Source organism: Pararhodobacter aggregans, from assembly GCF_003075525.1.
Taxonomy (GTDB): domain Bacteria; phylum Pseudomonadota; class Alphaproteobacteria; order Rhodobacterales; family Rhodobacteraceae; genus Pararhodobacter; species Pararhodobacter aggregans.
The window spans coordinates 198,342-223,889 of record NZ_QDDR01000007.1 but is presented as its reverse complement, the minus strand read 5'-3'; the positions used below and the strand labels follow the sequence as shown (position 1 = coordinate 223,889).

27 protein-coding genes are annotated in these 25,548 nt (G+C 69.2%); 11 read left to right on the top strand and 16 right to left on the bottom strand.

Features of this window, described 5'->3' with window-relative positions; genetic code table 11:
• Window position 1 precedes the first annotated feature (1 nt).
• The 9 genes from DDE23_RS14685 to DDE23_RS14645 form a co-directional block, all read right to left on the bottom strand.
• Window positions 2-1,339: an ATP-binding protein gene (locus DDE23_RS14685; protein WP_238149992.1), complete on the bottom strand. Its 1,338-nt coding sequence runs from the start codon at window positions 1,337-1,339 to the stop codon at window positions 2-4.
• Window positions 1,339-2,013 (bottom strand): winged helix-turn-helix domain-containing protein, encoded by a 675-nt coding sequence (locus tag DDE23_RS14680; protein ID WP_107752554.1) that lies wholly within the window; start codon window positions 2,011-2,013, stop codon window positions 1,339-1,341. The genes DDE23_RS14685 and DDE23_RS14680 overlap by 1 nt, the downstream gene beginning before the upstream one ends.
• Before the next feature lie 101 nt (window positions 2,014-2,114).
• The gene (locus DDE23_RS14675; protein ID WP_107752491.1) at window positions 2,115-4,406 is read right to left on the bottom strand and encodes an arginine/lysine/ornithine decarboxylase; all 2,292 of its coding nucleotides are present in this window, start codon (window positions 4,404-4,406) and stop codon (window positions 2,115-2,117) included.
• Between the two features lie 159 nt (window positions 4,407-4,565).
• Window positions 4,566-5,048, bottom strand: a complete 483-nt coding sequence (locus DDE23_RS14670; RefSeq protein WP_107752490.1) for a hypothetical protein — start codon at window positions 5,046-5,048, stop codon at window positions 4,566-4,568.
• A 20-nt stretch (window positions 5,049-5,068) separates the two neighbouring features.
• Window positions 5,069-5,560, bottom strand: a complete 492-nt coding sequence (locus tag DDE23_RS14665; RefSeq protein ID WP_133239576.1) for a hypothetical protein — start codon at window positions 5,558-5,560, stop codon at window positions 5,069-5,071.
• A gap of 294 nt (window positions 5,561-5,854) precedes the next feature.
• Window positions 5,855-6,292, bottom strand: coding sequence for a peptide-methionine (R)-S-oxide reductase MsrB (msrB, locus tag DDE23_RS14660; RefSeq protein ID WP_107752488.1), 438 nt, complete (start codon window positions 6,290-6,292; stop codon window positions 5,855-5,857).
• Between the two features lie 61 nt (window positions 6,293-6,353).
• The gene (locus DDE23_RS14655) at window positions 6,354-7,382 is read right to left on the bottom strand and encodes an ABC transporter substrate-binding protein (RefSeq protein WP_107752487.1); all 1,029 of its coding nucleotides are present in this window, start codon (window positions 7,380-7,382) and stop codon (window positions 6,354-6,356) included.
• Complete coding sequence (locus tag DDE23_RS14650; protein ID WP_107752486.1) at window positions 7,349-8,728, bottom strand: sensor histidine kinase; 1,380 nt, start codon at window positions 8,726-8,728, stop codon at window positions 7,349-7,351. The genes DDE23_RS14655 and DDE23_RS14650 overlap by 34 nt, the downstream gene beginning before the upstream one ends.
• Window positions 8,725-9,390 carry a response regulator transcription factor gene (locus tag DDE23_RS14645; RefSeq protein WP_107752485.1) on the bottom strand — a complete coding sequence of 222 codons (666 nt, stop codon included), beginning with the start codon at window positions 9,388-9,390 and terminating at the stop codon, window positions 8,725-8,727. The genes DDE23_RS14650 and DDE23_RS14645 overlap by 4 nt, the downstream gene beginning before the upstream one ends.
• A gap of 132 nt (window positions 9,391-9,522) precedes the next feature.
• Here DDE23_RS14645 and DDE23_RS14640 point away from each other — a divergent pair, with 132 nt between their 5' ends.
• Genes DDE23_RS14640 through DDE23_RS14620 form a run of 5 tightly spaced genes read left to right on the top strand, consistent with a single transcriptional unit; the run spans window position 9,523 to window position 14,136 of the window.
• Window positions 9,523-10,482 (top strand): Bug family tripartite tricarboxylate transporter substrate binding protein, encoded by a 960-nt coding sequence (locus tag DDE23_RS14640; protein WP_107752484.1) that lies wholly within the window; start codon window positions 9,523-9,525, stop codon window positions 10,480-10,482.
• The gene (locus tag DDE23_RS14635; protein WP_211316885.1) at window positions 10,479-10,919 is read left to right on the top strand and encodes a tripartite tricarboxylate transporter TctB family protein; all 441 of its coding nucleotides are present in this window, start codon (window positions 10,479-10,481) and stop codon (window positions 10,917-10,919) included. Before DDE23_RS14640 ends, DDE23_RS14635 begins: the two co-directional genes overlap by 4 nt.
• Window positions 10,920-10,968: 49 nt before the next feature.
• Window positions 10,969-12,483: a tripartite tricarboxylate transporter permease gene (locus DDE23_RS14630; protein ID WP_107752483.1), complete on the top strand. Its 1,515-nt coding sequence runs from the start codon at window positions 10,969-10,971 to the stop codon at window positions 12,481-12,483.
• Window position 12,484: 1 nt separating this feature from the next.
• Complete coding sequence (locus tag DDE23_RS14625) at window positions 12,485-13,840, top strand: acyclic terpene utilization AtuA family protein (RefSeq protein ID WP_107752482.1); 1,356 nt, start codon at window positions 12,485-12,487, stop codon at window positions 13,838-13,840.
• Entirely contained in the window at window positions 13,840-14,136 is a 297-nt protein-coding gene (locus DDE23_RS14620; protein ID WP_202863267.1) for a DUF4387 family protein, read from the top strand. The genes DDE23_RS14625 and DDE23_RS14620 overlap by 1 nt, the downstream gene beginning before the upstream one ends.
• Before the next feature lie 199 nt (window positions 14,137-14,335).
• Here DDE23_RS14620 and DDE23_RS14615 read toward each other — a convergent pair whose 3' ends face one another.
• From DDE23_RS14615 to DDE23_RS14590, 6 genes are all read right to left on the bottom strand, one after another.
• Window positions 14,336-14,740 (bottom strand): acyl-CoA thioesterase, encoded by a 405-nt coding sequence (locus DDE23_RS14615; protein WP_107752480.1) that lies wholly within the window; start codon window positions 14,738-14,740, stop codon window positions 14,336-14,338.
• A gap of 65 nt (window positions 14,741-14,805) precedes the next feature.
• Window positions 14,806-15,507 (bottom strand): SDR family oxidoreductase, encoded by a 702-nt coding sequence (locus DDE23_RS14610; RefSeq protein ID WP_107752552.1) that lies wholly within the window; start codon window positions 15,505-15,507, stop codon window positions 14,806-14,808.
• On the bottom strand, window positions 15,504-16,478 hold the full coding sequence (gene cobD / locus DDE23_RS14605) for a threonine-phosphate decarboxylase CobD (protein ID WP_107752479.1): 975 nt from the start codon (window positions 16,476-16,478) through the stop codon (window positions 15,504-15,506). Before cobD ends, DDE23_RS14610 begins: the two co-directional genes overlap by 4 nt.
• Entirely contained in the window at window positions 16,472-17,407 is a 936-nt protein-coding gene (gene cbiB, locus DDE23_RS14600; RefSeq protein ID WP_107752478.1) for an adenosylcobinamide-phosphate synthase CbiB, read from the bottom strand. Before cbiB ends, cobD begins: the two co-directional genes overlap by 7 nt.
• Window positions 17,404-18,219, bottom strand: coding sequence for a propanediol utilization protein (locus tag DDE23_RS14595; RefSeq protein ID WP_107752477.1), 816 nt, complete (start codon window positions 18,217-18,219; stop codon window positions 17,404-17,406). Before DDE23_RS14595 ends, cbiB begins: the two co-directional genes overlap by 4 nt.
• Window positions 18,220-18,273: 54 nt before the next feature.
• Window positions 18,274-19,425, bottom strand: coding sequence for a polysaccharide biosynthesis/export family protein (locus DDE23_RS14590; protein ID WP_107752476.1), 1,152 nt, complete (start codon window positions 19,423-19,425; stop codon window positions 18,274-18,276).
• 258 nt (window positions 19,426-19,683) lie between these two features.
• On the opposite strand from DDE23_RS14590, the gene DDE23_RS14585 reads away from it, so the two are divergent.
• A complete protein-coding gene (locus DDE23_RS14585) occupies window positions 19,684-21,360 on the top strand; it encodes an FAD-binding dehydrogenase (RefSeq protein WP_107752475.1) in 1,677 nt (558 codons plus the stop codon).
• 280 nt (window positions 21,361-21,640) lie between these two features.
• On the opposite strand, the gene DDE23_RS14580 is transcribed toward DDE23_RS14585, so the two are convergent.
• Entirely contained in the window at window positions 21,641-22,270 is a 630-nt protein-coding gene (locus DDE23_RS14580; RefSeq protein ID WP_107752474.1) for a GDSL-type esterase/lipase family protein, read from the bottom strand.
• Window positions 22,271-22,375: 105 nt separating this feature from the next.
• Between DDE23_RS14580 and trxA the strand changes: the two genes are divergently transcribed.
• The 5 genes from trxA to DDE23_RS14555 all read left to right on the top strand — a co-directional run bounded on the left by trxA (window position 22,376) and on the right by DDE23_RS14555 (window position 25,321).
• Window positions 22,376-23,281 carry a thioredoxin gene (gene trxA / locus DDE23_RS14575; RefSeq protein WP_107752473.1) on the top strand — a complete coding sequence of 302 codons (906 nt, stop codon included), beginning with the start codon at window positions 22,376-22,378 and terminating at the stop codon, window positions 23,279-23,281.
• Between the two features lie 26 nt (window positions 23,282-23,307).
• Complete coding sequence (locus DDE23_RS14570; RefSeq protein WP_107752472.1) at window positions 23,308-23,958, top strand: LON peptidase substrate-binding domain-containing protein; 651 nt, start codon at window positions 23,308-23,310, stop codon at window positions 23,956-23,958.
• Window positions 23,955-24,137: a Trm112 family protein gene (locus tag DDE23_RS14565; RefSeq protein ID WP_107752471.1), complete on the top strand. Its 183-nt coding sequence runs from the start codon at window positions 23,955-23,957 to the stop codon at window positions 24,135-24,137. Before DDE23_RS14570 ends, DDE23_RS14565 begins: the two co-directional genes overlap by 4 nt.
• 24 nt (window positions 24,138-24,161) lie before the next feature.
• On the top strand, window positions 24,162-24,533 hold the full coding sequence (locus tag DDE23_RS14560; protein WP_107752470.1) for a hypothetical protein: 372 nt from the start codon (window positions 24,162-24,164) through the stop codon (window positions 24,531-24,533).
• 158 nt (window positions 24,534-24,691) lie between these two features.
• Entirely contained in the window at window positions 24,692-25,321 is a 630-nt protein-coding gene (locus DDE23_RS14555; protein ID WP_238149991.1) for a GntR family transcriptional regulator, read from the top strand.
• Window positions 25,322-25,548: the final 227 nt, after the last annotated feature.

The following is a 25,548-nucleotide window of genomic DNA, read 5'->3' as shown; positions in this document are numbered from 1 at the left end:
ACTAGCCCGGGCGCGGCAGCACCAGCCGCACCACCTGCCCGCCCTCGGCGCCCGGCGCGGGGAAATCCAGCGTGGCGCCCAGCCGATCGGCGGCGGCGGCGGCGATGGCCAGCCCCAACCCGCTGCCCCCCACCGGCGCCCCCGGGCCGCGGAAGAAGCGTTCGGTGATGCGGGCGCGGATCGCCTCGGGGATGCCGGGGCCCTGATCCGCGACCGCGATCACGCAGCGCCCGGGCGCACAGCGGGCCGACAGCTGCACGGCGCTGCCCGCGGGGCTGGCGAGGATCGCGTTCTCGGCCACGTTGCGCAACAGCGTGTAGAGCAGGACGCGCGGCAGGAGCAGCCTTGCCGCCTCGCCCCCGGTCACGGCCAGCGTTACGCCCTGTTTCGCGGCCAGCGGCGCCAGATCGCGCTGCACCTCGTCCAGGATCGCCCCCAGCGCGACGGCCTGCGGTGCGGCCTCGCCCGCCTCCAGCGCGCTCAGGTCCAGCAATTGCCGCACCAGCCGGTCCGAGCGCGCGACCGAGGCCTCGATCTCGGCCAGCGCCGCCTGCCGCGTCGCCTCGTCCGGGGCGCGGCGGGCGATCTGTGCCTGGGTCTTCAGCCCGGCCAGCGGCGTCTTCAATTCATGCGCGGCGAAGGCGGTGAAATCGCGCTCATGGGCGCGGGCCTGCCGGACCCGGGCGAAGAGCCCGTCCAGCGCCTGATGCACCGGCCTCAGTTCCGGCGGGGCCGGGGCCAGCGGCAGCGGCGACAGGTCTTGCGGAGAGCGCTGGCGCAGCGCCTCGGTCAGCCGGTCGAGCGGGCGCAGCCCCCGCGACACGCCGATCCAGAGCGCCATGGCCAAGAGCGGCAGGATCACCGCGGCGGGCAACAGCAAGCCGCCGATCACGTCGAAGATCAGCCGCTCGCGCACGGCGATGCTGTCGCCCACCATGATGCTGAGGCCGAGCTCGGCGTTCAGGACGGTGAACACGCGCCAATCCTCGCCCTCGATCACCGAGGTGGAATAGCCCTCGGCCCGGGCCTCGGTCAGCGGGCCGTCGGGGGCGCCGCTGGACTGGCCGACCAGCGCGCCGGTCTCGGACCAGATCTGGCAGGACAATTGCCGGAGGTAGCCGGGCGCCGCGTCGCTGGTGAAGATCTCGCCGGTTTCCGCCAGCGCGATGCGCCGGTCCGACAGCAGCGAAGAGACCATGCGCGCCGCCTCGGCCAGCCGGGTGTCCAGCACCCGTTCGACCTGCGCGCGGGTCGAATGCTCGATCCAGACCACGGCCGAAAGCCAGACGGCGAGCGTCGCCAGCGTCAGCGTCAGGATCAGCCGCAGCCGGATCGACATCAGCCCCCGCTCTCGGCGGCCAGCCGATAGCCCATGCCGCGCACCGTCTCGATGAAGCCCGCCCCCAGCTTGGCGCGCAGCTTGTGGACATGGACCTCGACCGTGTTGCTTTCGACCTCTTCGTTCCAGCCATACAGCCGTTCTTCCAGCTCGGCCTTCGAGCGGATCGCGCCGGGGCGCTCCATCAGGTGATGCAGCAGCACGAATTCGCGGGGCGAGAATTTCACCGGCGCGCCGCGGAAATCCCCGGTCATCGTGTCGAGCCGGGCGATCAGCCCGTTCCATTCAAGGACCGGCCGCGCCCGCCCCTCGTTGCGGCGCAGAAGGGCGCGCAGGCGGGCGGCCAGTTCGTCCAGATCGAAGGGTTTGCCCATGTAATCATCGGCGCCCTGATCGAGCCCGGCGATGCGGTCCGCCACCCGGTCACGCGCGCTCAGCAGCAGAACCGGCCGTCGGTCGCCCGCCGCGCGCATCTGTGCCAGCAGGTCGGTCCCCTCGCCATCGGGCAGGCCGATGTCCAGCACCACGGCGCCGAAGGCCCCGCCGTCGCCCGCCAGCGCCGCACGGGCATCGCCGAGGCAGCCGACCGCCTCGGGCGAGAACCCCGCGAGCCTGAGCCCGACGCCGAGGCCATTGGCCAGGACCGGGTCGTCTTCGATGACCAGAATGCGCATGCGCGACCTCCGGCGCCGGTCTGGACCCGGCACCACAGGCCCGTCTTAAGGCGCCCCACCCGGCAAGGGGAGGGGCCATCCCTGACGATGCCGTGAGGGGCTTATTCCTCGGCCACGCAATCGGCGTAGTGATGCATGGTCCCGTCCGGGCCGATTTCCTGCACCAGCCCGTGGATATCCGTCTCGAACCCCGGGCATTCGCGGGCGAAATCGCGATTGAACCGCAGGTAATCGACGATCTTGGCGTTGAACACCTCGCCCGGGATCAAGAGCGGGATGCCCGGCGGATAAGGGGTCACCAGGCTGGTGGTGATCCGCCCTTCCAGCTGGTCGATCGGTACGCGCTGGGTCTTGCGCCGGGCGATGCAGGAAAACGCCTCGGTCGGCGTCATCGCCGGGTGGTGGTCGGTCAGGTAGATCTCGGTCGACAGCCGCGCCACGTCGTATTTGGCGTAAAGCGTATGGACGTGCTGGCTGAGGTCGCGCAGGCCCATCTGTTCATAGCGCGGCTGCTTGGCGCTGAACTCGGGCATGACCCGCCACAGCGGCTGGTTGCGGTCGTAATCGTCCTTGAACTGCTGCAGCGCCGCCAGCAGCGTGTTCCAGCGGCCCTTGGTGATGCCGATGGTGAACATGATGAAGAAGGAATAGAGCCCGGTCTTTTCCACCACCACGCCGTGCTCGGCGAGGTATTTGGAGACGATGGAGGCCGGGATCCCCGTCTCCTCGAACCGGCCGTCGATGCCCAGACCGGGGGTGATGATCGTCGCCTTGATCGGGTCCAGCATGTTGAAGCCGGGCGCCATGGCGCCGAAGCCGTGCCAGCTGTCCTCGCCATCCGCCAGTTGCACGCCATCCTCGTCGGTGCGGCGCAGCACCCAGTCCTTGTTGCGGCCGATCCCTTCCTCTTCCAGCGCGTCGGGGCCCCAGACCTGGAACCACCAGTCGTTGCCGAACTCGCCGTCGACCTTGCGCATCGCCCGGCGAAAGTCGAGCGATTCCAGGATCGATTCCTCAACGAGGGCTGTGCCGCCCGGGGGCTCCATCATCGCCGCCGCCACGTCGCACGACGCGATGATCGAATATTGCGGGCTGGTCGAGGTGTGCATCAGGTAGGATTCGTTGAACAGGTGACGGTCCAGCTTCACCTCCTGGCTGTCCTGCACCAGAACGTGGCTGGCCTGCGAAATCCCTGCCAGCAACTTGTGGATCGACTGCGTGGAATAGGTCACCGAATGCTTGGTGCGTTCCCGCTTGCGGCCCATGGCGTGATAGGTGCCATAGAACGGGTGGAAGGCGGCATGCGGCAGCCAGGCCTCGTCGAAATGCAGGTTGTCGACATAGCCGTCGAGCGCCTGCTTGATGATCTCGGTATTGTAGAGGACGCCGTCATAGGTCGATTGCGTCAGGGTCATGATGCGCGGCTTGACGGCATCGGCATCGACGCCCTGCAACAGCGGGTTGGCGCGGATCTTGGCCTTGATCGCCTCGGGGTCGAATTCCGAGCGCGGGATCGGGCCGATGATGCCGTAATGGTTGCGGGTCGGGCGCAGGAAGACCGGAATGGCGCCGGTCATGATGATCGAATGCAGGATCGACTTGTGGCAATTGCGGTCCACCACCACCACATCGCCCGGCGCGACGGTATGGTGCCAGACCATCTTGTTCGAAGTCGAGGTGCCGTTCGTCACAAAGAAGCAATGGTCGGAATTGAAGATCCGCGCCGCGTTCCTTTCGGACGCGCCGATGGCGCCGTTATGGTCCAGCAATTGGCCCAGTTCCTCGACCGCGTTGCAGACATCGGCGCGCAGCATGTTTTCACCATAGAACTGGTGATACATCTGCCCGATGGGCGATTTCAGAAACGCCACGCCGCCGGAATGGCCCGGGCAATGCCAGGAATAGGAGCCATCCTCGGCATAATCCAGCAGCGCCTTGAAGAAGGGCGGCTGGATCCCTTCCAGATAGGATTTCGCCTCGCGGATGATGTGCTTGGCGACGAAATCCGGCGTATCCTCGAACATGTGGATGAAGCCGTGCAGCTCGCGCAGGATGTCGTTGGGCAGGTGGCGCGAGGTCTTGGTCTCGCCATGCAGGAAGATCGGCACATCGGCGTTCTTCCAGCGCACCTCCTCGATGAAATCGCGCAGTTTCTGCACCACCGGGTCCAGCTCGGGGCCCGGGGTGAATTCCTCGTCGTCGATGGACAGCACGAAGGCCGAGGCGCGGCTCTGCTGCTGGGCGAACTGGCTCAGATCGCCGTAGCTGGTGACGCCCAGCACTTCGAAACCCTCGGCCTCTATGGCGTGGGCCAGGGCGCGGATGCCCAGCCCCGAGGTGTTCTCCGAGCGGAAATCCTCGTCGATGATGATGATGGGGAACCGGAACTTCATCGATCTTCCTTTCGATCGGAATCGCCTTTGCCGCACTAGTCTAGTGCAGGGGCCTCCCCGTCAAGGCCGCGCTTGGAAAGCCCTCCTCCGCTCCGGCGGCCGCCATGGCAAAACGGCCGGGTTTCCCCGGCCGTCGCCAATCGCCCAGAGGCGCGCCGCTCAGCGGCGGGTCAACGCCAGAACGACCGTAGCCTCGCAATAGGGCATCCAGTTGAAGCCGCGCACCCGCAGGCGGATCAGCAGATCCTCGGCCGTGGCGGGCGTGGCGCCGCCGATCACAAAGACGTTGCGGATCCGCACGCGGGGCCGGGGATCCCAGCCGCCGGGCTCGTCCCAGACCGCGCCGCCCCAGATCCGCCGCCAGGTTCCCCCGGGCGCCAGCGGGTCGGGGATGGTCAGCGTGACCGTGCCGTCGGTCAGAAACAGCGACAGCGCGTTCATGCCGTTGGTGGCGGTCGCGGCCAGCCGCATCCGGGCGCGGATCATCTGCGGGTTGCTCCAGCCCTGCTCCTCGCAGCCCGAGAATTCGGCGATGGTGCCGCCGCCGAGGAAGTCCTGGGCCATCGCGGCGGGAGAGAGCGACAGGGTTGCCGCGGCGACGAGGCCGGCCAGCGTCAGCCGGGTTCTGGAGAACAGCGTCATGATGGTTCCTCCGATCCGGGTCATTGTACGGCCAGCGCGACACGACCGCGGGCGTTGCACCCTGGCGTACCGTCGAAATTCTGCAGTTCGAAAGCGACGAAAACTGTCGTGGCGCCATCGGTGACCTGATCGATGGGCGAGGTTTCCAGAACGCGCAGCTGCACGTCGCTGGCGGTCCCCGCGGAGCCGAAGATCAATGCTGTGTTCACCGGGAACCATTCGCCGAGCTCGGGATAGTCGCCGGGCTGAAAGTCGAACGAGTAATTGATGACGCCGCTGTTCAGGAGAATGGTAATGCGGCTGAGCGTGGCGTGATTTTCCGGCAGGCCGGCCAGGCGCCAGCGCGAGGTGATCGTCGCGGTGCCAGCCCATCCCGCGCTTTCGCAGCCGACAAAATCCGTGAGGAACCCGCCACCGCGCAAATCGGTGGCTGCAAGGGCGGGTGAAACGAGGGCTGGAGAAACAAGGCCCAGCGACAGGCCAAAGGCGGACAGTAATCTTCTGGTTTGCATAAAATAGGACTCCCTTGAACAGACGGCGAAAGCCTAGGGAGCGTCGATCCTCATCACAATAATTTAACGTCCACCGCACCGGATTTCCGATCCGAAGGGTCCGGATTGATTGAAGGTGTCGATCCTTGGCCCTTGTGCCATCGGGATTCGCTATAGGGGCGCCTCAGGAAATCGCCGGGGACCAAGCCCTCGGCCATGGCACAACACCAGACAATCGCCGCGATGATTCGAGAGGGGGAAGCAGGTCGCGGAGATCGCCCCGCGGCCTGCTTTCATCCTCATCATCGGATGGGTTCACTCCGCCTGGTCGAGATACGCGCCGTAGCCTTCGGCCTCCATCCGGTCCTTGGGGATGAACCGCAGCGAGGCGGAGTTGATGCAATAGCGCAGGCCCCCCTGATCGCGCGGGCCGTCGGGGAAGACATGGCCCAGATGGCTGTCGCCATGGGCCGAGCGGACCTCGACGCGGATCATGCCATGGGTGAGGTCGCGTTTCTCGATGACATGGGCGGGGACGATGGGCTTGGTGAAGGCGGGCCAGCCGCAGCCCGAATTATACTTGGCGGACGAGCCGAAGAGCGGCTCGCCGGAGACGACATCGACATAGATCCCCGGCTCGAAATGCTCGTCGAATTCGTTGGTATAGGGGCGCTCGGTGCCGTTCTGCTGCGTGACGCGGAATTGCTCGGGCGTCAGGCGGTCGAGGGCGTCTTGGGTCTTGGAATAAGTCATGGGCTCCTCAGTTCGGGGATGACTGGTCAGATATGGGATGCGGCGCGGCGCTTTCCAGCGCTCAGGGCTGATCGAGGGCGGCGGTCCATTCGGCCAGGAAGCGGTCGCGGGTCATGGTGTCGAGGGTCGACAACAGGCCGGGATCCAGCCGGATCGGCATCAGCCAGGGCTGGCTGGTGAAGCTCTCGGGGCGCATGACGCTGCCGCCGGTGACCTGCGCCTGGATGTCCTGCCCGACATCCGAGAGGATGAAGCGCAACAGCGCCGCGCCCCCGTCGGGATCGGCGGCATTGACCGGAATCAGGGCGGTGCGCTGCAGGGTGATGGTGAAATCCTCCATCGGCACGACCAGCACGCCCGAACCCTCGGGCAGATTGGCGGCGGCATAGCTGCCCAGCACGTTGTAGCCGACCACCAGATCGCCCGCGATCAGCCCCTCGATCACCTCGCCCGAGCAGCAATAGAGCCGCGCGTCGAGGCGGCCCATCACCTCGGCCAGACGCCAGATGGAATCGGACATCCGCGCGTCCTGCGTCAGGAACAGATAACCCGCGCCCGAGATCCGCGGATCATAGGTGCCGATGCGCCCGGCGAAGGTCTCGGGATGGTCCCTGAGCAGCGCGATCAGGTCGCGGCGGGATCGCGGCGGCGGCTGGCCGTTCAGCGCCGATTGGGCGATCAGCAGCACCACGGGTTCCAGCGCGATCGACACCAGCCGGTCGCGCCAGCGCGCCCAGCCCGGCAGACGCTGCACGATATCGGGCGGCAGGGCCCGGGCAAAGCCGTCATTGGCCAGCTTCATCTGCAGATCCATCGCGGTGGAGATCACCAGATCGAAGGGCGCGCCCTCGGCGTCGACGGCCAGGCTGACCGATTGGCTGGAGGCCTGCAGGTACTCGATGCCAAGGCCCGGGTTTTCGGCCAGAAACGCCTCGGCCACCGGCGAGAAGAACGCGAGGTCGGTGGTCCCCAATACGCGGATACGGGGCGCGTTCTCGGGGCCGAAATGGCGCTCGGCCTCGGTCTCGAACCCCCAGGCCAGCGTGACCGACAGGATCAGCGCGAGCGTGGAAACCAGAGCGTGGCGCATGTGCCGCCCTCCTCTCTTTCGGCCAGCGCGAAGCGGCCTCCCATGGCGGTTGCCGTTTCGCTGACGATGGTCAGGCCCAGACCCGAGCCCACCACACCGCCCACATTCGCCCCCCGGCGGAAGCGCTGGGCCAGCGCCGCCTGCGTCTCGCCGCCCAGTCCCCGGCCGCGGTCGGTCACCTCGATCCGGGCGTATCCCAGATCGTCGACAAGGCTGATATCCACCGTCGAATCGGCAGGCGAATATTTCACCGCATTGTCGATCAGGTTGCGCAAGGCCGCCTCGATCAGCACCGCATCGCCCGAGGTTTCCAGCGTCTCCTCGGGCAGCGACAGGCAGATCTCCATGTCCTTGAGGTCGGCCGTCGGCTGGAAGCGTTCGGCCAGCGCCCGAGCCATGGCGCCCAGATCCACGCGGTCCTGCGCCTTCTGGTCGGCGCGAAACAGGACCGTGGCATGGTCCAGCAACTGATTGGCCGAGCGCGCGGATTCCTCGGTCGCCCGGATCATGCCGCGCAGCCGGGCGCGCGTCGGCTCGTCGCCCGCCTGCCTGAGCGCCATCTCGGCCTCGGACCTCAGCGTGGCCAGCGGGGTGCGGATGTGATGCGCGGCTTCGGCGATGAAGGTTTCGGTCTGGGCCAGCGTCTGGCGCAGCCTTGCGATGAAGGCGTTGAGCTGTTCGACCAGTGGCGCGAGTTCCGCCGGCGCGGGGTGGCGCACCGGGCGCAGGTCATGGCCACCGCGACGGCCCACGGCCTCGGCCAGCCGACCGATGGGGCGCAAGAGGGTGCGCGCCGACAGCAGGCTGAACGGGATCGCGAAGAGGAACACCACCAGCCCCAGCGCCGCCGCCCGGTTCGCCAGCCCCAGCGCGATGGCCCGCTGCCCCTCGCGCGTCTGGCCGACGATCACCAGCACCGGCGCGGCGCGGTTCTCGATCATCAGGCTGCGGGCGACGGCCACCAGCCGCAGATCGGCATCGCGGTATTCGGCGTCGTAGAACACGGGTTGCAGCGCGGTCGGGGCCTGGGGCGGCAGGGGCAGGTCGGCGTAGCCGGTGACCGGCAACCCGTTGATGTCGATGCGGTGAAAGATCCGCTCCTCGCCCATCGCCGCCAGCATGGAGAAAGTCCCGGGCGAGAGGTCCAGCTCGGCCCCGCCCTCGACGCTGCGCAGTTCCTCGGCAATGGTCGACGTGGCGGCGCCAAGGATCCCGTCCAGCGTCGCCTCCGACGCCCGCTCGGCCCCCAGCCGCACGGCGACGTAGAGCGCCACCGCCAGCCCGGCCGAGAGCACGATCAGCTGCACCACCAGCCGACGGCGCAGCGAGGGCGCGCGCGCCCTCATCCCCCGGTCAGCCGGTAGCCGAGGCCGCGCACCGTCTCGATCCGGGCGGTCGAGCCCTCCAGCTTCTTGCGCAGCCGGGCGATATAGACCTCGATCGCGTTGTCGGAGACGGGTTCGGAGAGGGAAAACAGCCGGTCGCAGAGCTGATCCTTGGACAGGATGCGCCCGGGCGCCGACAGCAGCACCTCCAGCAGCCGCAATTCCCGGTTACGAAGGTCGCGGTTCTCGCCCGCGACCGAGACGAAACCGCCCATCGGATCGAACACCAGATCGGCGTAGCTTTGCAGATTGGTCACCGTGCCGCCCCGCCGCCGCAGCACGGCGCGGCAGCGGGCCTCCAGTTCCGCGAAATCGAAGGGTTTGGTCAGATAATCGTCGGCGCCCAGATCCAGCGTATCCACCCGGTCCGACACCGCCGAGCGCGCGGTCAGCACGATCACCGGCGTATCGGCCTTGCGCGCGCGCTGGCGTTGCAGGAAGCCGCGGCCGTCGCCGTCGGGCAGGGTGATGTCCAGCAGGATCAGGTCGTAGGGCGCGACGGCCAGATGGTCCTCGGCCTCGGACAGCGAGGCGGCGTGATCGACGGCGTGACCGTCCATCTCCAGCCGCTCGCGGACCGAGCGGGCAAGATCTGCATTGTCTTCGATCAGAAGAAACCGCATGGCGCCTCTTTTTCTTGCGACCTGACAAGTTCGTGACAGGTCTGTGCAAGGTTCCCAGCGAATCCTGCCCGGCGCAAGGGGGAGGACGCGGCCCGCCCGTTCCCGCCCCCGGCACCAACTGGGAGGAACTCCATGACCCGTCTTTCGCTGCCCGCGCTGTCGCTGGGCGCTCTGCTGGCCGTCGGCACCCCGGCGCTGGCCACCGAATGCATCGCCCCCGCCAACCCCGGCGGCGGCTGGGATTTCACCTGCCGCCAGATCGGCCGCATCCTCTATGAGATCGGCGCCGTGCCCTCGCCGGTGCAGGTGACGAACATGGCCGGGGCCGGTGGCGGCGTCGCCTATACCGCCGTGGTCAGCGACCGGGGCGATGACGGCGACCTGATCGTCGCGGCCTCGTCGGCGACCACGACCCGTCTGGCGCAGAACGCCTTCGCCGGGATGACCGCGGATCAGGTCCGCTGGCTGGGCACCATTGCCGGCGATCCGGGCGTCATCGTCGTGGCGGCGGACAGCCCCTATCAGACGCTGGGCGATCTGGTCGCGGCCGTCACCGCCGACCCCTCGTCGGTGGCTTTCGCCGGCGGTTCGGCCGTGGGCGGCTATGACCACCTGAAAGTGCTGATGCTGATGTCGCGTACCGGGTTCGAGGACGCCCGCGCCATCCGCTACATCGGCCTCGACGGCGGCGCCGACGCGATCACCCAGACAGTCGGCGGCTTCACCCAGGCGATGACCGGCGACATCTCGGAAATCGGCGGCTTCATCTCGTCGGGCGAAGTGCGCGCGCTGGCGGTTCTTTCGCCCGAGCGGATCGACGGCTACGACATCCCCACCGCGCGCGAGCAGGGCGTCGACCTGGTGGCGATGAACTGGCGCGGTCTCTACGTGCCCCATGACATCACCGACGAGCAGTTCGAGGCCTGGACCGCGCGCCTGCAGCAGGTCGCCGACAGCGAGCAATGGCAGCAGGTGATGCACGACAACGGCCTGGCCCCCTACACGCTGGTGGGTGACGAGTTCGAGGCCTTCGTCAACGCCAATATCGCCGAAATCCAGGAGATCTCGCGCGAGATCGGGATCCTGCAATGATCAAGGCTGACCGGATCTTCGGTCTGGTCATGATGCTGGTGGCGCTGGGGTATCTCTTCAGCGCCACCCACATTCAGACCAGCTTTCTCTCCGACCCGGTGGGCCCGCGCGTCTTCCCCTACATGATCGGGGGCGCGGTGATCCTGTGCTCGCTGGTGCTGGTGATCCGCCCGGATGCCAATGCCGACTGGCCGGGGCTGGGCACGATCCTGCAGCTGGCCATCGCGCTGGCGGTGCTCATCGGCTATGCCTCGGCGGTGCGGCCGCTGGGCTTCATCATCCCGACGGCGGTCGCCGCGGGGGTGCTGAGCTACCAGATCAACCCCAAACCCGTCAGCGCGCTGCTGACCGGGATCGGGCTGTCGGTCGGGCTCTTCGTTCTTTTCAAGATGATCCTCGGCCTCGGGCTGGTGGGATTTCCGCGCCACTGGTTCTGAGCGCGTCGTGACACGGGTCGCCTGAACCGGCGCGCCCTGGGGGAAAACCATGGATATCCTGTCTAACCTGGCGATGGGCTTTGGCGTCGCGCTGTCGCCCTGGACGCTGATGCTGGCGGTGATCGGCTGCTTCATCGGCACCATCGTCGGCGCCCTGCCGGGGCTTGGCCCGTCGAACGGCGTGGCGCTGCTGATCCCGATCTCGTTCTCGATGGGGCTTGATGCCATCTCGGCGCTGGTCCTGCTGACCTCGGTCTATTATGGGGCGATGTATGGCGGGCGCATCAGCTCGATCCTGCTGAACATCCCGGGTGACGAGCCGGCGATGATGACCACGCTCGACGGCTACCCGATGGCCCGGCAGGGCCGCGCGGGCGATGCGCTGGTCGTCTCGGGCGTGGCGTCTTTCGTCGGCGCCTTCCTCGCCACCATCGGCCTGATGCTGCTGGCGCCGATGCTGAGCCGCGTGGCCTATCAATTCGGCCCGGCCGAGTATTTCGCCCTCTATCTGCTGGCCTTCTGCACGCTGGGCGGCGTGGGCTCGAACAATCAGGCGAAATCGGCGCTGGCGGCGCTGATCGGTCTGGGCATCGCCATGATCGGGCTGGACAAGACCACCGGCATGCCGCGCTTCACCTTCGGCGAGCTGCACCTGATGGACGGGATCGACTTCCTGGTCGCCATCGTCGGCCTCTTCGCGGTGTCGGAAGTGTTCTTCTTCATCGAGAGCCACGGCAAGAATTCGGCCATCGGCGTGGTGCTGGACAAGGTCCGCATCCCGTGGAACGACCTCAAACGCTCGACCGGCGCCATGCTGCGCGGCACGGGCGTGGGCTTCGTGGCGGGGATCCTGCCCGGCGCCGGGGCCTCGCTGGGCTCGTTCCTGGCCTATATCCTGGAAAAGGGCGTGGCCCGGAACCCGCAGGATTTCGGCAAGGGCGAGGTCCGGGGCGTCGCCGCGCCCGAGGCCGGCAACAACGCCGCCGCCGGGGGTGCGCTGATCCCGATGCTGACGCTGGGCGTGCCCGGCTCGGGCACCACCGCCGTGCTGCTGGCGCTGCTGCTGACGCTCAACATCACCCCCGGCCCGCTGCTGTTCACCGAACGGCCCGAGGTCGTCTGGGGCCTCATCGCCTCGCTTCTGATCGCCAACGTCGTGCTGCTCATCATGAACGTGCCGATGGTGAAGATCTTCGTGAAGGTGCTGACCGTGCCCTCGCATATCCTGCTGCCGGGCGTGACGATGGTGGCCTTCGTGGGCATCTATTCGCTGACCGGCTCCAGCTATGACATGCAACTCATGGTCGCCTTCGGGGTCCTGGGTTACCTCTGCCGCAAGCTGGATATCCCGACCGTGCCGATCATCCTGGGCATCCTTCTGGGCAATGCCATGGAGGACAACCTGCGCCGCGCCATGGTGCTGTCGGATGGCGACTGGACCTATCTCTTCTCGTCCGGCGTCTCCATCGGGCTCTGGGTTGCGGCGATCATCGGCTTCATGGCTCCGCTGTTCCTGCGGCGCTTCCTGAAACGGCCCTCCCTGCCGGAGGCCAACGAGGACTGACATGACCACACGCGTTCTGGTGCCTTCGGGCGTGCTGGGACTGGGCTTCGACCGCGCGGCTTTGTCGCGCGGCGTTGCCATGAAACCAGACATCATCGCCATCGACGGCGGCTCCACCGACAGCGGCCCCTGGTCGCTGGGGGCGGGGCAGTCGAAATACTCCCGCGCCGCGACCAAGGCCGAATGGCGCCACCTGATGCAGGCCCGGGCCGAAGCCGGCGTGCCGCTGGTCATCGGCACCTCGGGCACCTGCGGGGCCGATGCCACGGTCGACTGGATGTACGCCATCACCGCCGAGCTGGCCGCCGAACTGGGCCAGAAGCTGACCGTCGCGCGGCTCTATTCCCAGCAGCCCGCCCGCCGAATCGTCCAGGCGCTGGAGGAAGGCCGCGTGACGCCCCTGACCCCCGCGCCCGAGATCGACGCCGACGGCCTGCGCGCCATGGCCAATATCGTGGCGCTGGGCGGGGTCGAGCAGGTGCAGGCGGCCCTCGCCACCGGCGCCGACATCATCCTCTGCGGCCGGGTGACCGATACCGCGACCATCGCCGCCCTGCCCTTGGCGCGGGGCGAGGCCGCGGGCGGCGCCTGGCACGGCGCCAAGATCGCCGAATGCGGGGCGCTGTGTTCGACCAACCCGACCTCGGGCGTGATCCTGGTCGATTTCGACGAAACCGGCTTCACGGTCGAGGCGATGGCCGAAACCGCGCTCTGCACCCCGCATTCCGTCTCGGCGCACATGCTCTACGAGAATTCGGACCCGTTCCAGCTTTATGAGCCGGGCGGCTATCTCGACGTGCGCGGCGCGCATTATACCGCGCTCGACGCCCGCCGGGTGCGGGTCGAGGGCTCGGAATGGGTGCCCGGCCCCTATACCGTGAAGCTGGAGGGCGCCCGCGCCGCGGGTTACCAGACGACGATCATGGCGGTCCTGCGCCAGCAGCATTACGTCACCCATGCCCAGGAATGGGCCGACAAGCTGCACGCTTTCCTCACCGCCCAGATCACCGAGCGGATGGGCCTGACGCCCCCCGATTACACGCTGGAATTCCGCATGATCGGGGTGAACGGCGCGCTCGGCGCGCTGGAGAACCGGCAGGGCCAGCCGGCCGAAGTGGGCGTGCTGGGCATCGTCACCGCCGCGACGCAGGAGATCGCGTCCGAGATCGGCAAGCTCATCAACCCCTGGGTCCTGCATTACCCGCTGACCGAGGATGAGGAATTGCCGACCTTCGCCTTCCCCTATTCCCCGGCAACCACCGACCGCGGCCCGCTTTACGAGTTCGCGCTCAATCACGTCATGGCGCTGGAGGATCCGATGTCGGCCTTCCGCCTCACCGTTTCGGAGGTCGGCTGATGCGTCTGGGCGACAAGGTTCTGAAAGTGCGGTCCAAGAACGCGGGGCCGTTCTGGATCACCATCGACATCTTCTGCGGCACGCCCGAGGCTTTCGCGGAGGTTTCGGGAAAGCTCGAAACACAGCGCGTGGCGGATCTGACCGGCACGCCGCTGCAACTGGTGAAGCGCTTCGATATCGCGGATCTGCGGGTGGTGAAGCTGTCGATCCCGCGCCCCGTGGTGCAGGGCAGCCGCGACGACCGCGACATGCACGGCGCCGCGCTGGCGGTGTTGATCGACGAGATGAGCCTGTAGGGTGCAGGGCCTCGGACGGTGCGTGCAAGCACGCACCCTACGCCACCCTGGGCCCGGTGGTGGGATGAAATCCCACCCTACCCGGCGCCCGTAGGGTGGGGCGCCACCCCTCCGTCGCCAAGGATCGCGTAGGGTGGGGTTTCACCCCACCAAGCGCAGAGGGTCGTCTGTCGGGTGGGGTTCACCCCACCCGTCCCCCTCACACCCCGAGCCGCGCCCTCAGCGGCGCCAGATCTCCGGCGGAAATCCCCGTCCCGGCGGGGATGAACAGCCCGCGCGTCTCGGTCCCGGTGGCGGTGACCGCGCCGTCCAGCGTGACCGTGTACTCCAGCACCAGCGCCTTGCGGCCCCAGTCGCGGGCGGTCACCGCGATTTCGATCCGGTCATTGGGCCGCATCGGGCGGCGGAAGGCGGCTTCCGAGCCCATCAGCCCCATCCCCACCGCGCCCAACTCCCGGCACAGCGCCTGATGCCCGCCGAAGCCCGCCAGCCAGTCGTGGAAGCAGCGGTCGAACCAGCCATAGATATTGGGATAGAAGACGATCCCCGCCGGGTCGCATTCGCCGAAGGTCACCCGATGCTGAATGCTGTGCAGCGCGCTCATGCCTGATCCTGTCCTTGAGGTGTTTCAGGCTTCAAACACCGCGCGCGGCACGGATGCAACCCCGGTCAGAGCGAGCGCATCAGCCCGCCGTCGACCCGGATCTTCTGCCCGGTGATATAAGCCGCGCCCTCGGACAGCAGGAACGCCACCGTCTCGGCGATCTCCTCGGCCGTGCCGTAGCGCTGCATCGGCACCGACTGGCGCCGCACCTCCTGTTCCGGCAGGCTGTCGATCCAGCCGGGCAGCACGCTGTTGATGCGGATCCCCTTGGCCGCATAGGTATCGGCGTAGAGCTTGGTGAAGGCCTGCAACCCCGCCCGCGCCGCGGCCGAGGTGGGGAACATCGGCGAGGGTTCGTCGATCCAGGCGGTGGTGATATTGACGATTGCGCCGCCGCCCTGGGCCTCGAAGATCGGGGTGACCAGCCGCGCCATGCGCACCATGGGCAGGAAATAGACCTCCATCCCCTCCATCCATTGCGCGTCGGTGATTTCCAGCAACGGGCCCTTCGGCCCGTGCCCGGCCGAATTCACCACCGCGTCGATGCGCCCCCATTGGTCCATCGCCGCCTCGACCAGCGCTTGCAGCACCCCCGCGTCCTGGTTCGAGCCGGTGACGCCGATGCCGCCCAGTTCCTCGGCCAGCGCCGCGCCCTTGCCCGAGGCCGAGTTGATGGCGACCTTCCAGCCCTCGGCGGCCAGACGCCGGGCGCAGGCCGCCCCCATGCCGGAACCGGCGGCGGTAATCAGGGCGACTTTCTCGGTCATGCGGGTCTCCATTCGCTGAATGCCTGCTCGACGCGGCCCCAGTCGGCGCCGTCGGGCAGGCCCAGTCTGAGCCAGGTTCGCGAATAGGGGAAGCGCCGCGTCCAGATCGCCCGGCGGGCCAGATGGATCTGCGCCGCCTCGGCATCCGGCGTGGCGTAGGTGCGGAACAGGGGCGTGCCGCCGACCAGCGCCCAGCCGGCGCGCAGGGCCAGCCGGTCGAGCCTGTCGGCATCTGCCGCCAGCCGTTCGGTGGTCTCCTGCTGCCAGTCCCGGTCGCGGAGCGCCCGGGCGCCGATCTCCAGCGCCGGGCCGCTGACCGACCATGGGCCCGCCATCTCGCGCAGCCTGTCCAGCAGCGGGGGGGCGCCCAGCACGAAGCCCAGCCGCGCCCCCGCCAGCCCGTAGAACTTGCCGAAGGATCGCAGGACGATCAGCCGCTCGCTGACCGAGGCGGCGACCGACAGCTCGGGCTGCGGGTCGGCGAAGCTTTCGTCCACCACCAGCAGGCCGACCTTCCTGGCCAGCCCTTCCAGCGCCTCGGGCGTCCAGCAGCGACCGTCGGGATTGTTGGGGTTCACGACCACGGCCAGATCGGCGCCGCCCAGCCCGCGCAGGCCCTCGACCGGCTCGACCTGCCAGCCCTGCGCGGTGAGCGAGGCGGCATGTTCGTTATAGGTGGGGCACAGGACCCGGGCGACGCCGGGCACCCCAAGCCGCGGGTAAAGCTGAATCGCCGCCTGCGCCCCGGCCAGCGGCAGGATGCTGTCAGACGCCACGCCATAGGCCGCCGACGCCGCCTCGACCAGCGCGCGCCGGGCGCCCTCGGTCGGCAGGGCGGTCCAGGCCTCGGCCGGGATCGCGGGCACCGGCCAGGGGCGGCGGTTGATGCCGGTCGACAGGTCGATCCAGTCCGACCCGCCGTATTCCGCGCGCGCGGCATCCAGATTGCCGCCGTGGTCCCGTTTCACCATCCGAACACCGCCAAGATTGCAAGCGGCAGCGCCAGCACCAGCATCGAGCGCCGATAAAGCCCCAGACCCCGCGCCAGATCCTGCGGCTCGGGGTCGGGGGCACCGGCATTGACCCATGGTTCCTGCGCCACCCTGTCCCCGTAAACGCGCGGACCCGACAAACGGATCCCCAGCGCCCCCGCCATCGCCGCCTCGGGCCAGCCGGCATTGGGCGAGCGGTGGTGGCGCGCGTCCTTCGCCATGGTGCGGAAGGCGGCGCCGGGGCGGGGGGAGCAGAGCGCGAAGAGGGCGCCGGTCAGCCGGGCGGGGGCGAGGTTCACCAGATCGTCGATCCGGGCCGAGGCCCAGCCGAACAACTCATAGCGTTCGTTGCGGTGGCCGATCATCGAATCCAGCGTATTGATCGCCTTGTAGGCGGCGATCCCCGGCAGCCCCGCGACGGCGCCCCAGAAGAGGGGCGCGACGATCCCGTCCGAGGTATTCTCGGCCAGGCTTTCGACGGCGGCGCGGGCCACCCCCGCCTCGTCCAGCGTCGAGGGGTCGCGGCCGACGATCATCGAGACAGCATACCGCGCGCCCTCCAGATCGCCCGCCGCCAGCGGCCGGACCACCGCCGCGACATGCTGATGCATCGAGCGGATGGCGACCAGCGGCCAGGCCAGCACCCCGGCGATCAGCGTGCCGACCCAGCCGCCCGGCAGCAGCGCCAGCACCAGCGCGGCCAGCCCACCGGTCAGGCCGATCACCACCAGCGCCGTCAACACGCCCTTGGCGCGGCGGGCGCCGCCTTGGTTGAGCCGTGCCTCCAGCCCGGAGATCAGCGCCCCTATCCAGGTGACGGGATGGCCGATCCGGCGATAGAGCGCGTCGGGCCAGCCGATCACCGCGTCAATCGCCATGGCGATCAGCATGGAGGCCGCGAAACTCATGCCCCACCCCCGGCAAAGCGCAGGAGCTGGGTGAAACCCGCCGCGCGCAGGCTGTGCTCGGCCCCGGGCGGCACCCGGCCGGGCGCGAAGATCAGCCCCCGGGCGCTGCCGGTATGGGCGATCAGCCAGCCCTCGGCGCCCAGCCGTCCGGCCAGCGCCGCCGTCGGATCGCCCGCCGGTCCGCGCAGGGCCAGCGTCCGCGCTGCGCTTTCGCTGGTCAGCGCGGCCATCCCCGGCAGGTCGGGGCCGAGGCGCCAGCGGGCCACCAGATCGGCGATGTCGGGGAAATCCTGATCCTCGGCCCGCGTGCGCTGTCCCTCGCCGAGGAAGCCGCCCAGAACCTCGAACCGGGGCAGGGGCGGCAGCGCCTCGATCACCCGGCCCTCACGCGGCGCAAACAGCAGCCGCTCGGATCGGGGCAGCATCAACGGGTCGCTTGCGCCCTCGGCCAGGACGCAGGCGCGGGCCAGAACCTCGGGCGGGCCGTCAAAACCCAGCCAGCGGGCCAGGGCCACCAGCGCCGCGGTCGAGGACCCCGCCCCGCCGCCCGGCGGCATCGTCGCCGACAGCGCGGGCAGCGCCCCGGGCACCGCCAGCCCCAGCGCGGCGCAGAGCGCCTGCACCCGGCGCGGCCCCAGCAGCGCGGCGTCCTGCCCGCCCACCGTCACCGACAGCGCGGGACAGGGCAGCGAGATCAGCGCCAGCGGCCCCCCGGGACCCAGCCGCCCCTGCATCAGCTCGCCGAAATGCCCGTCCACCCGCTGCGCGGCGGTCGGGGCGGGCGAGAGGGGGGGCAGGGCGACCTCGGACATCACGCTGACTTACTGCGGTCTTTCAGGGCCCGGGGCAAGGGTCGCACAAGGGGGTCAGTTGCCCAGCGAATCGACGGTCTGCGACCCGGCCCGCAGCATCGCCATGGCCTGGGCGAACATCGGCAGCGCCGATTCCGTCGCCAGCACCACATCGCCGGATTCGATCTGGAAGCCTTCGGCGGCGAAAAGTCCGTCGGCGGTGGTCAGATCGAAGGTGAAGATCACCTCCCGCTGGCGCGGATAGGGGCCGTCGCTCCGCACGGCACCGGCCGGATATTGCCGCAAGATCATCACCCCTTCGAGGTTGGCCCGGTTCGAGACCAGCCCGCCCATGCTGGAAATCCCGTCCAGAACGCTGATCCGCTCGCGCTCGAAATAGACGACCTCCTGCCGACCGGCGGCACCGAGGGCCACGAAATTGCGGTGATCCTCTTCGACCATGACCCGGTCGCCGCCGCGCATCTGGATGTCGTTGGCGGGGTTCGAGAAAAGTTCACGCGCCGGGATCGCCATGGCGGACCCTGCCCGGTTCACCCGCACAAGGGGGTTGCGCAGGTTCGGCGCGATGCCGCCCGCCTCGGCCAGAACGCTCAGGATCGTCGGGCTGATCTCCGGCAATTGCACGCGGCCGGGGCGGGCAACGCCGGTCACCACGTCGATCGTGTTCCCGGCCCCGGGCGCCACGGACAGCTGCACCTGCCCGTCGGGCACGATGGGGGCGATGCGGTCCTGGATCTCGCGCCGGGCCTGTTCCGTGGTCATCCCGGCGATCCGCACCTCGCCCACATAGGGCACGAAGACCCGCCCCGAGGCCGAGACGGCGACGTCGTTCATCGTCACCACGCGCTGCTCGGTCGTGGTCAGCAGCGAATCCGGCTGGCTGTCCCAGACCGAGATGCTCATGAGATCGCCCGCGCGGATGGTCCGTGCGGCGGGCGAGGCACCGGTCGAGCGCCAGTTGTGGCGCAGTTCGGGATGGGCGGCGGGCCAGTGCAGCAGCTCCCCCAGCGAGGCGCGGGTGACGGGCACGACCTGCACGCCGTTCAGCGGGTCTTCGGTGCCGCGCAGGATCTCGGATTGCAGGGCGGCGCTGCGCGGCATGGCGCAACCGGCGGCAAGCAGCGGCAGCGAAAGCGCGACGGCCAGCCCGCGCAGCAGGGCCGCCGGGCGGCGCATGCCCGCGCGGGCGATCATCGCTTGTGTCATCGTTCCGGCCACTGTCACTCACTCGTTCCGTTGCGCGCTGCACGCGGGTCTTCGCCGCATGTCAGTGCCACCCCGCAGCGAGGCTTGGGCGCGAGGCTACTGTGCTTCGCCCGGTGCGACAAGCGGGGCGCGACGAATGTTGCCCAAACGGCGCGATGGCGCAACAGCCCGGAGCCGCGCGATGCCCCCAGCGCGAGAGGCTGGCCAGTCGTGGGCGCGCGCCCTAGTCTGGGAGCGCAAGCGAGGGGGGGGGACAGCATGGCAGAGGCATTGCGCTATCAGGCCGATGTGGCCGTGGTCGGCGGCGGTCTGGCCGGACTGGTGGCGGCCTGCGAGGCGGCGGCGCGCGGCAAGCGGGTCCTGCTGCTGGATCAGGAGGGCGAGCAGAACCTCGGCGGTCAGGCCTTCTGGTCGCTGGGCGGGCTGTTCATGGTCGACACGCCCGAACAGCGCCGGATGCGGATCCGCGACAGCGAAGCGCTGGCGCTCTCCGACTGGCTGGGCTCGGCCGGGTTCGACGGGCCGCAGGACCATTGGCCGCGCCGGGTGGCCGAGGCCTATGTCGCCTTCGCCGCGGGTGGCATGCGCGACTGGCTGGCCGGGATCGGCATGCGCTGGTTCCCGGTGGTCGGCTGGGCCGAGCGGGGCGGGGCGCAGGCCCAGGGCCACGGCAATTCCGTGCCGCGCTTTCACGTCACCTGGGGCACCGGGCCCGGCGTGCTGGCGCCCTTCGAGCGGATGGCGCGGGATCATGCCGCCGCCGGGCGCCTGCGCTTCGCCTTCCGCCACCGCGTGACGGCGATCACCCGCGCGGGCGGCCGCATCGCCGGGTTGGCGGGCGAGGTGCTGGAACCCACCAGCGTGGCACGCGGACAGAAATCCTCGCGTGTCGTGGTTGGGGCGTTCGAGGTCGAGGCGGGCGCGGTCATCGTCACCTCGGGCGGCATCGGCGGCAATTTCGACCGGGTGCGCGCCGCCTGGCCGGTCGAGCGGCTGGGCCCGCCGCCCGCGCGGATGGTGGCGGGGGTGCCCGCGCATGTGGATGGGGACATGATCGACGTGGCGGCGACGGCGGGCGCCGGGCTCATCAACACCGGCCGGATGTGGCATTACTGCGAAGGGATCCGCAACTGGGATCCGATCTGGCCCGAGCACGGCATCCGCATCCTGCCCGGCCCCTCGTCTCTGTGGTTCGACGCGCTGGGCCAGCGGATGGAGCCGCCCTTCCTGCCGGGCTTCGACACGCTGGGAACGCTCAGGCGCATCCTGTCGACCGGGCACGCGCATAGCTGGTTCATCCTGACGCAGGGGATCATCAAGAAGGAATTCGCGCTTTCCGGCAGCGAGCAGAACCCGGACCTGAGTTCCGGCCGCTGGGCCGAGGTGCTGAAGGCCCGGCTGGGCTCGGGCGGCAAGGCCCCGGCGCCGGTCGAGGCCTTCAAGGACAAGGGCGCCGATTTCACCGTGGCCGCGACGCTGGAGGAGCTGGTCGCCGGCATGAACCGGATCGGCGCCACGATGGGCGACCCGCCGCTGGATGCCGGGCAGCTGCGCGTGCAGATCGAGGCGCGGGACGCGCAACTCGCCAATCCCTTCGCCAAGGACGCCCAGATCAACGCCATCCGCGAGGCGCGGCATTACCTGGGCGACAAGCTGATCCGCACGGCGAAACCGCATGCGATCCTCGACCCCGCGCAGGGGCCCCTGATCGGCGTGCGCCTGTCGGTGCTGACCCGCAAGACCCTGGGCGGCATCCATACGGATCTGGAGGGTGCGGTGCTGGACGGGGCGGGGGAACGGATCGAAGGGCTGTTCGCGGCAGGCGAATGCGCGGGCTTCGGCGGTGGCGGCTATCACGGCTACAACGCGCTGGAGGGGACGTTCCTCGGCGGGTGCCTCTTCTCGGGCCGCGCCGCGGGGCGGGCGGCGGGGTAGGGGGGCTTTCTGCCCCCCTCTTGGCCCAAGGGCCAATTCACCCCCCGAGGATATTTGCAGAACAAAGATGATGGTTAACGCTTCCTGAGCGCCGGCTCTCCCGGTGACGGGTGAGCGCGTCTGGAGACCCGGAAACGGGGCGCGCAGGGGGCGCCATTAGGACTTTCTTAACCCTCATCTTTGTTCTGAAAATATCCTCCGGGGGTCCGGGGGTGGAAAACCCCCGGGTCTCGCCACGGGCGGGCGGTCAGAGGCTTGCCCCTGCCGGACTCGCGGGCGTTCAACCCTCGCTCAGCCGCCCGGCCACCGCCTTCGCCAGCGCCTCATGGCCCTCGGGCGTCAGATGCACGCCGTCCACCGGGCTGACCGTCGCGTGCTGGCCGGCATCGAGGAACCGCAGGCCGCGGTGGCGGGCGAGCCCGGCCAGCAGCGGCGCCAGCGCCCGGGATTTCGCCGGGGCGCCGAAGAACTCGCCGGCCAGAACGCCCCGCTCCTCGACCGGCACCGGCGCGATCAGCAGCACCCGGAAACCGCCGTGGCGCGTCTGCATCTCATCCCCCAGCGCCAGGTCCAGCAGCCCGGCGATGCCGGCGGCGAGCTGCGGCGCCTCGGCCCCGAAGCGGGTCTTGCTGTCATTCGTGCCCAGCATGATCGTCAGCCAGTCGATCGGCCCGTGGCTCTGCAGCGCCTGCCTCAGCGCCGGCCAGCCGTTCATGATCCCGTCCATCACCGGATCGTCGAACTGCGCGGTGCGGCCGGGCAGCGCCTCCTCGACCAGATCCCAGCCCAGCGTGGCGGCGGCCAAGGTCGGCCAGCGGATGCCGGGCGGATAGCGGCGATAGAGGCCGCGGGTCTCGATCGGCGGGGTGCCGTGGGTGTTGGAATCGCCGAAGGTCAGAAGCGTGGTCATGCGCGCGACGGTGGTGCTTTCGGCCCCGCTTGTCCAGAACTTGCCCCTTGGAACGCGCGCCCGCTGGTCGCATATAGGGGGCAACGCCGGATGTGAGGGGATGCCATGCTGGGCAATATCGACGCCGCGCCCGCCAAGGGGCAATGGATCAAGGACACGAGCGAGGCCAGTTTCATGGCCGATGTGGTGGACGCCAGCCAGGAGGTCCCCGTCATCGTCGATTTCTGGGCGCCCTGGTGCGGTCCCTGCAAGACGCTGGGCCCGGCGCTGGAGGCTGCCGTCACCGCCGCCAAGGGCAAGGTGCGGATGGTCAAGATCAACGTCGACGAGAACCAGCAGATCGCCGCCCAGCTGCGCATCCAGTCGATCCCCACGGTCTATGCCTTCTTCCAGGGCCGCCCTGTTGATGCCTTCCAGGGCGCGCTGCCGGCCTCGGATCTGAAGAAATTCATCGACAACCTGGTGGCGCTGGTCGGCGAGGACGAGGGGCTCACCGCCGCGCTGGACGAGGCCGAGGCGATGCTGGCCGAGGGTGCGGCAACCGATGCTGCCGAGGTATTCGCCGCCGTTCTGGCCGAGGAGCCCGAGAATGCCCGCGCGCTGGGCGGTCTGGCCCGGGCGCAGATCGCGGCGGGTGCGCTGGATCAGGCCGAGGCGCTTTTGACCAATGCCCCGGCCGGGATCGCCAAGGCGCAGGAAATCGAAGCCGCGCGCGCCCAGCTGGCGCTGGCGCGGCAGGCCCAGAACGCGGGCCCGGTCGACGAGCTGCGCGCCGTGCTGGCCGCCAATCCCGCCGATCATCAGGCGCGGTTCGATCTGGCGCAGGCGCTGCATGCCAAGGGCGACGTGGCCGGTGCCATCGATGAATTGCTGGAACTCTTCCGCCGTGACCGCGAGTGGAACGAGGGCGCCGCCAAGGCCCAGCTCTTCACCATTTTCGAGGCGCTGAAACCCACCGACCCGCTGGCCGTGAAGGGCCGTCGCCGCCTGTCGTCGATGATCTTTGCCTGAGGGGCTTCGCGCACTATGTCAGGACCATGCTGAAAGCGACCGATCTTCCTGACGCCATCGCGCTGTTTCCCCTGCCGGGGGCGCTGCTGCTGCCCCGGGCCAAGCTGCCGCTGCATATCTTCGAGCCGCGCTATCTGTCGATGCTCGAGGATTGCATGGCGAGCCGGTTGCGGCTGATCGGCATGATCCAGCCGCGGCCCACCCCGGCCGGGGGCGGTGACCGCCTGCATGCCATCGGCTGCGCCGGCCGCCTGACCGCCTTTTCCGAGACCGAGGACGGGCGCTACATGATCACGCTGACCGGGGTCAGCCGCTTCCGGCTGGGCGAGGAAGTGTTGCCGGGCACCTTCCCCTACCGCCGGGCGAAGGTGCAATGGGACGGCTTCCAGCGCGATCTGGGACCGGCGGAAAGCGATCCGCTCCTGGACCGCGAGGCCTTCATGGACCTGCTGGGGCGCTATTTCGCCGCCGTCTCGCTGTCGACCGAATGGTCGAGCCTGAAGGGCGCGGATGACGAGCTGCTGGTCAATGCGCTGTCGATGCTCTGCCCCTTCCAGCCCGAGGAACGGCAGGCCCTGCTGGAAGCGCCGTCGCTGGCCACGCGGCGCGAGACGCTGGTCACGCTGATGGAATTCGCGCTGCGCGCCAGCGGTGAAAACGGGGAGCTGATGCAATGAGCGACGAGGAACGCGCCGAGCGGCACATGCTGGAGGCGCTGGTCTGCCCGGTGACCCAGGGGCGGCTCACCTATGATCCCGCGGCGCAGGAGCTGATCTCGCAGACCGCGCATCTGGCCTTTCCGATCCGCAACGGCATTCCGATCATGCTGGCGGGCGAGGCGCGGGAAGTGGAATAAACGATCGGTCACCAGGAGGACGGGATGCACAGATTTTTCCTGATCGCGGGCACGATGGCCGTGCTGGCCGGATGTTCGCCCCTGCAGAACTGCCTGATCGAGGCCGATCAGGACCAGCGCGCCATCACCCGCGAGCTTGAGACCCGGCGCCTCAACCTGCAGCGGGGTTTCGCGGTCGAGATGGTCGCGGCGCCCGAGTTCGGGCCGGGCTTCTGCCCCGGGCCCGCCGGTCCCCGGCCCTGCATGCGCTGGGACGACGGCCCGCAGGAAGTCCGCCACCGCATCAACCCGGCGTTCGAGCGTGAGCGGATCGCCCTGCTGGAGCGGCAGCTGGCGCAGGCCGAGGCGCAGGCGCAGGGCGCCCGGGCGCAGTGCCAGGCGACCTATCCCGAGTGATGGCCTCTGCCATGGGGCGCGGGGCCGCAAGGCGCTAGGCAGGCGGCGGGGGATCGGCTATGCGTGGATTTGATCAGATTATCCCGGTCCCCATGGCATCGAGCGACATTCCCGGCGATCCTGTCTCCGCCCCGGCCCAGGGTTCGGCGCCAGGCAAGATGCCTGAACACGAGGCGACCTACCGGCGGCTGCGCGACATGGTGATGTTCGGCCGGCTGGAGCCGGGGCAGAAGGTGACGATCCAGGGCATTACCGCGGCGCTGGGCGCGGGCATGACCCCGGTGCGCGAGGCGATCCGCCGCCTGACCGCCGAGGGCGCGCTGACGCTGCACGAAAACCGCCGCGTCTCGGTCCCGCGACTGGGCGCCTCGCAGGCGGATGAACTGGCCTTCGCCCGGCTGGCGCTGGAACCGCGCCTCGCCGTGCTGGCCCTGCCGCGGCTGGGACCGGACAGCATCGACCGGCTCGAGGCGCTGGACCGGGTGATCGACCGCGCCATCGCCGCGGGCGATGTGCCGGGCTATCTGGCCGGCAATTACCGCTTCCATTTCGCGCTTTACGAGGCGGCCGAGGCGCCGATCCTGACCGCGCTCACCCAATCGCTCTGGCTGCGCTTCGCGCCCTCGCTCCGGGTGGTGATGAATGCCGAGGGCGAGATCGGCCCCGACCGCCACAAGGAGGCGGTGGCAGCGATGCGGGCGGGCGATGCGCCGGCGCTGGCGGCGGCGATCGAGGCCGATATCCGGCAGGGGATCGAGCGGGTTCAGGCGGATCTCCTCGGGTCCTGACGCGGCGCCCGTGGCGGCCCCGGGGGGCCAGCCCCCCGGACCCCCCGGGATATTTTCAGCGCAAAGAAGGCGATTAGCGATTCGTTAACCATCATCTTCGTTCTGCAAATATCCTCCGGGGGTCCGGGGGTGGAAAACCCCCGGCGGCGCGGCGGTCGGGCGGCTGCTTCAGGGGATCAATAATTTGATCAAATCGCGTTGCGGCCCGCGGCCCGCTTGCGTATCCT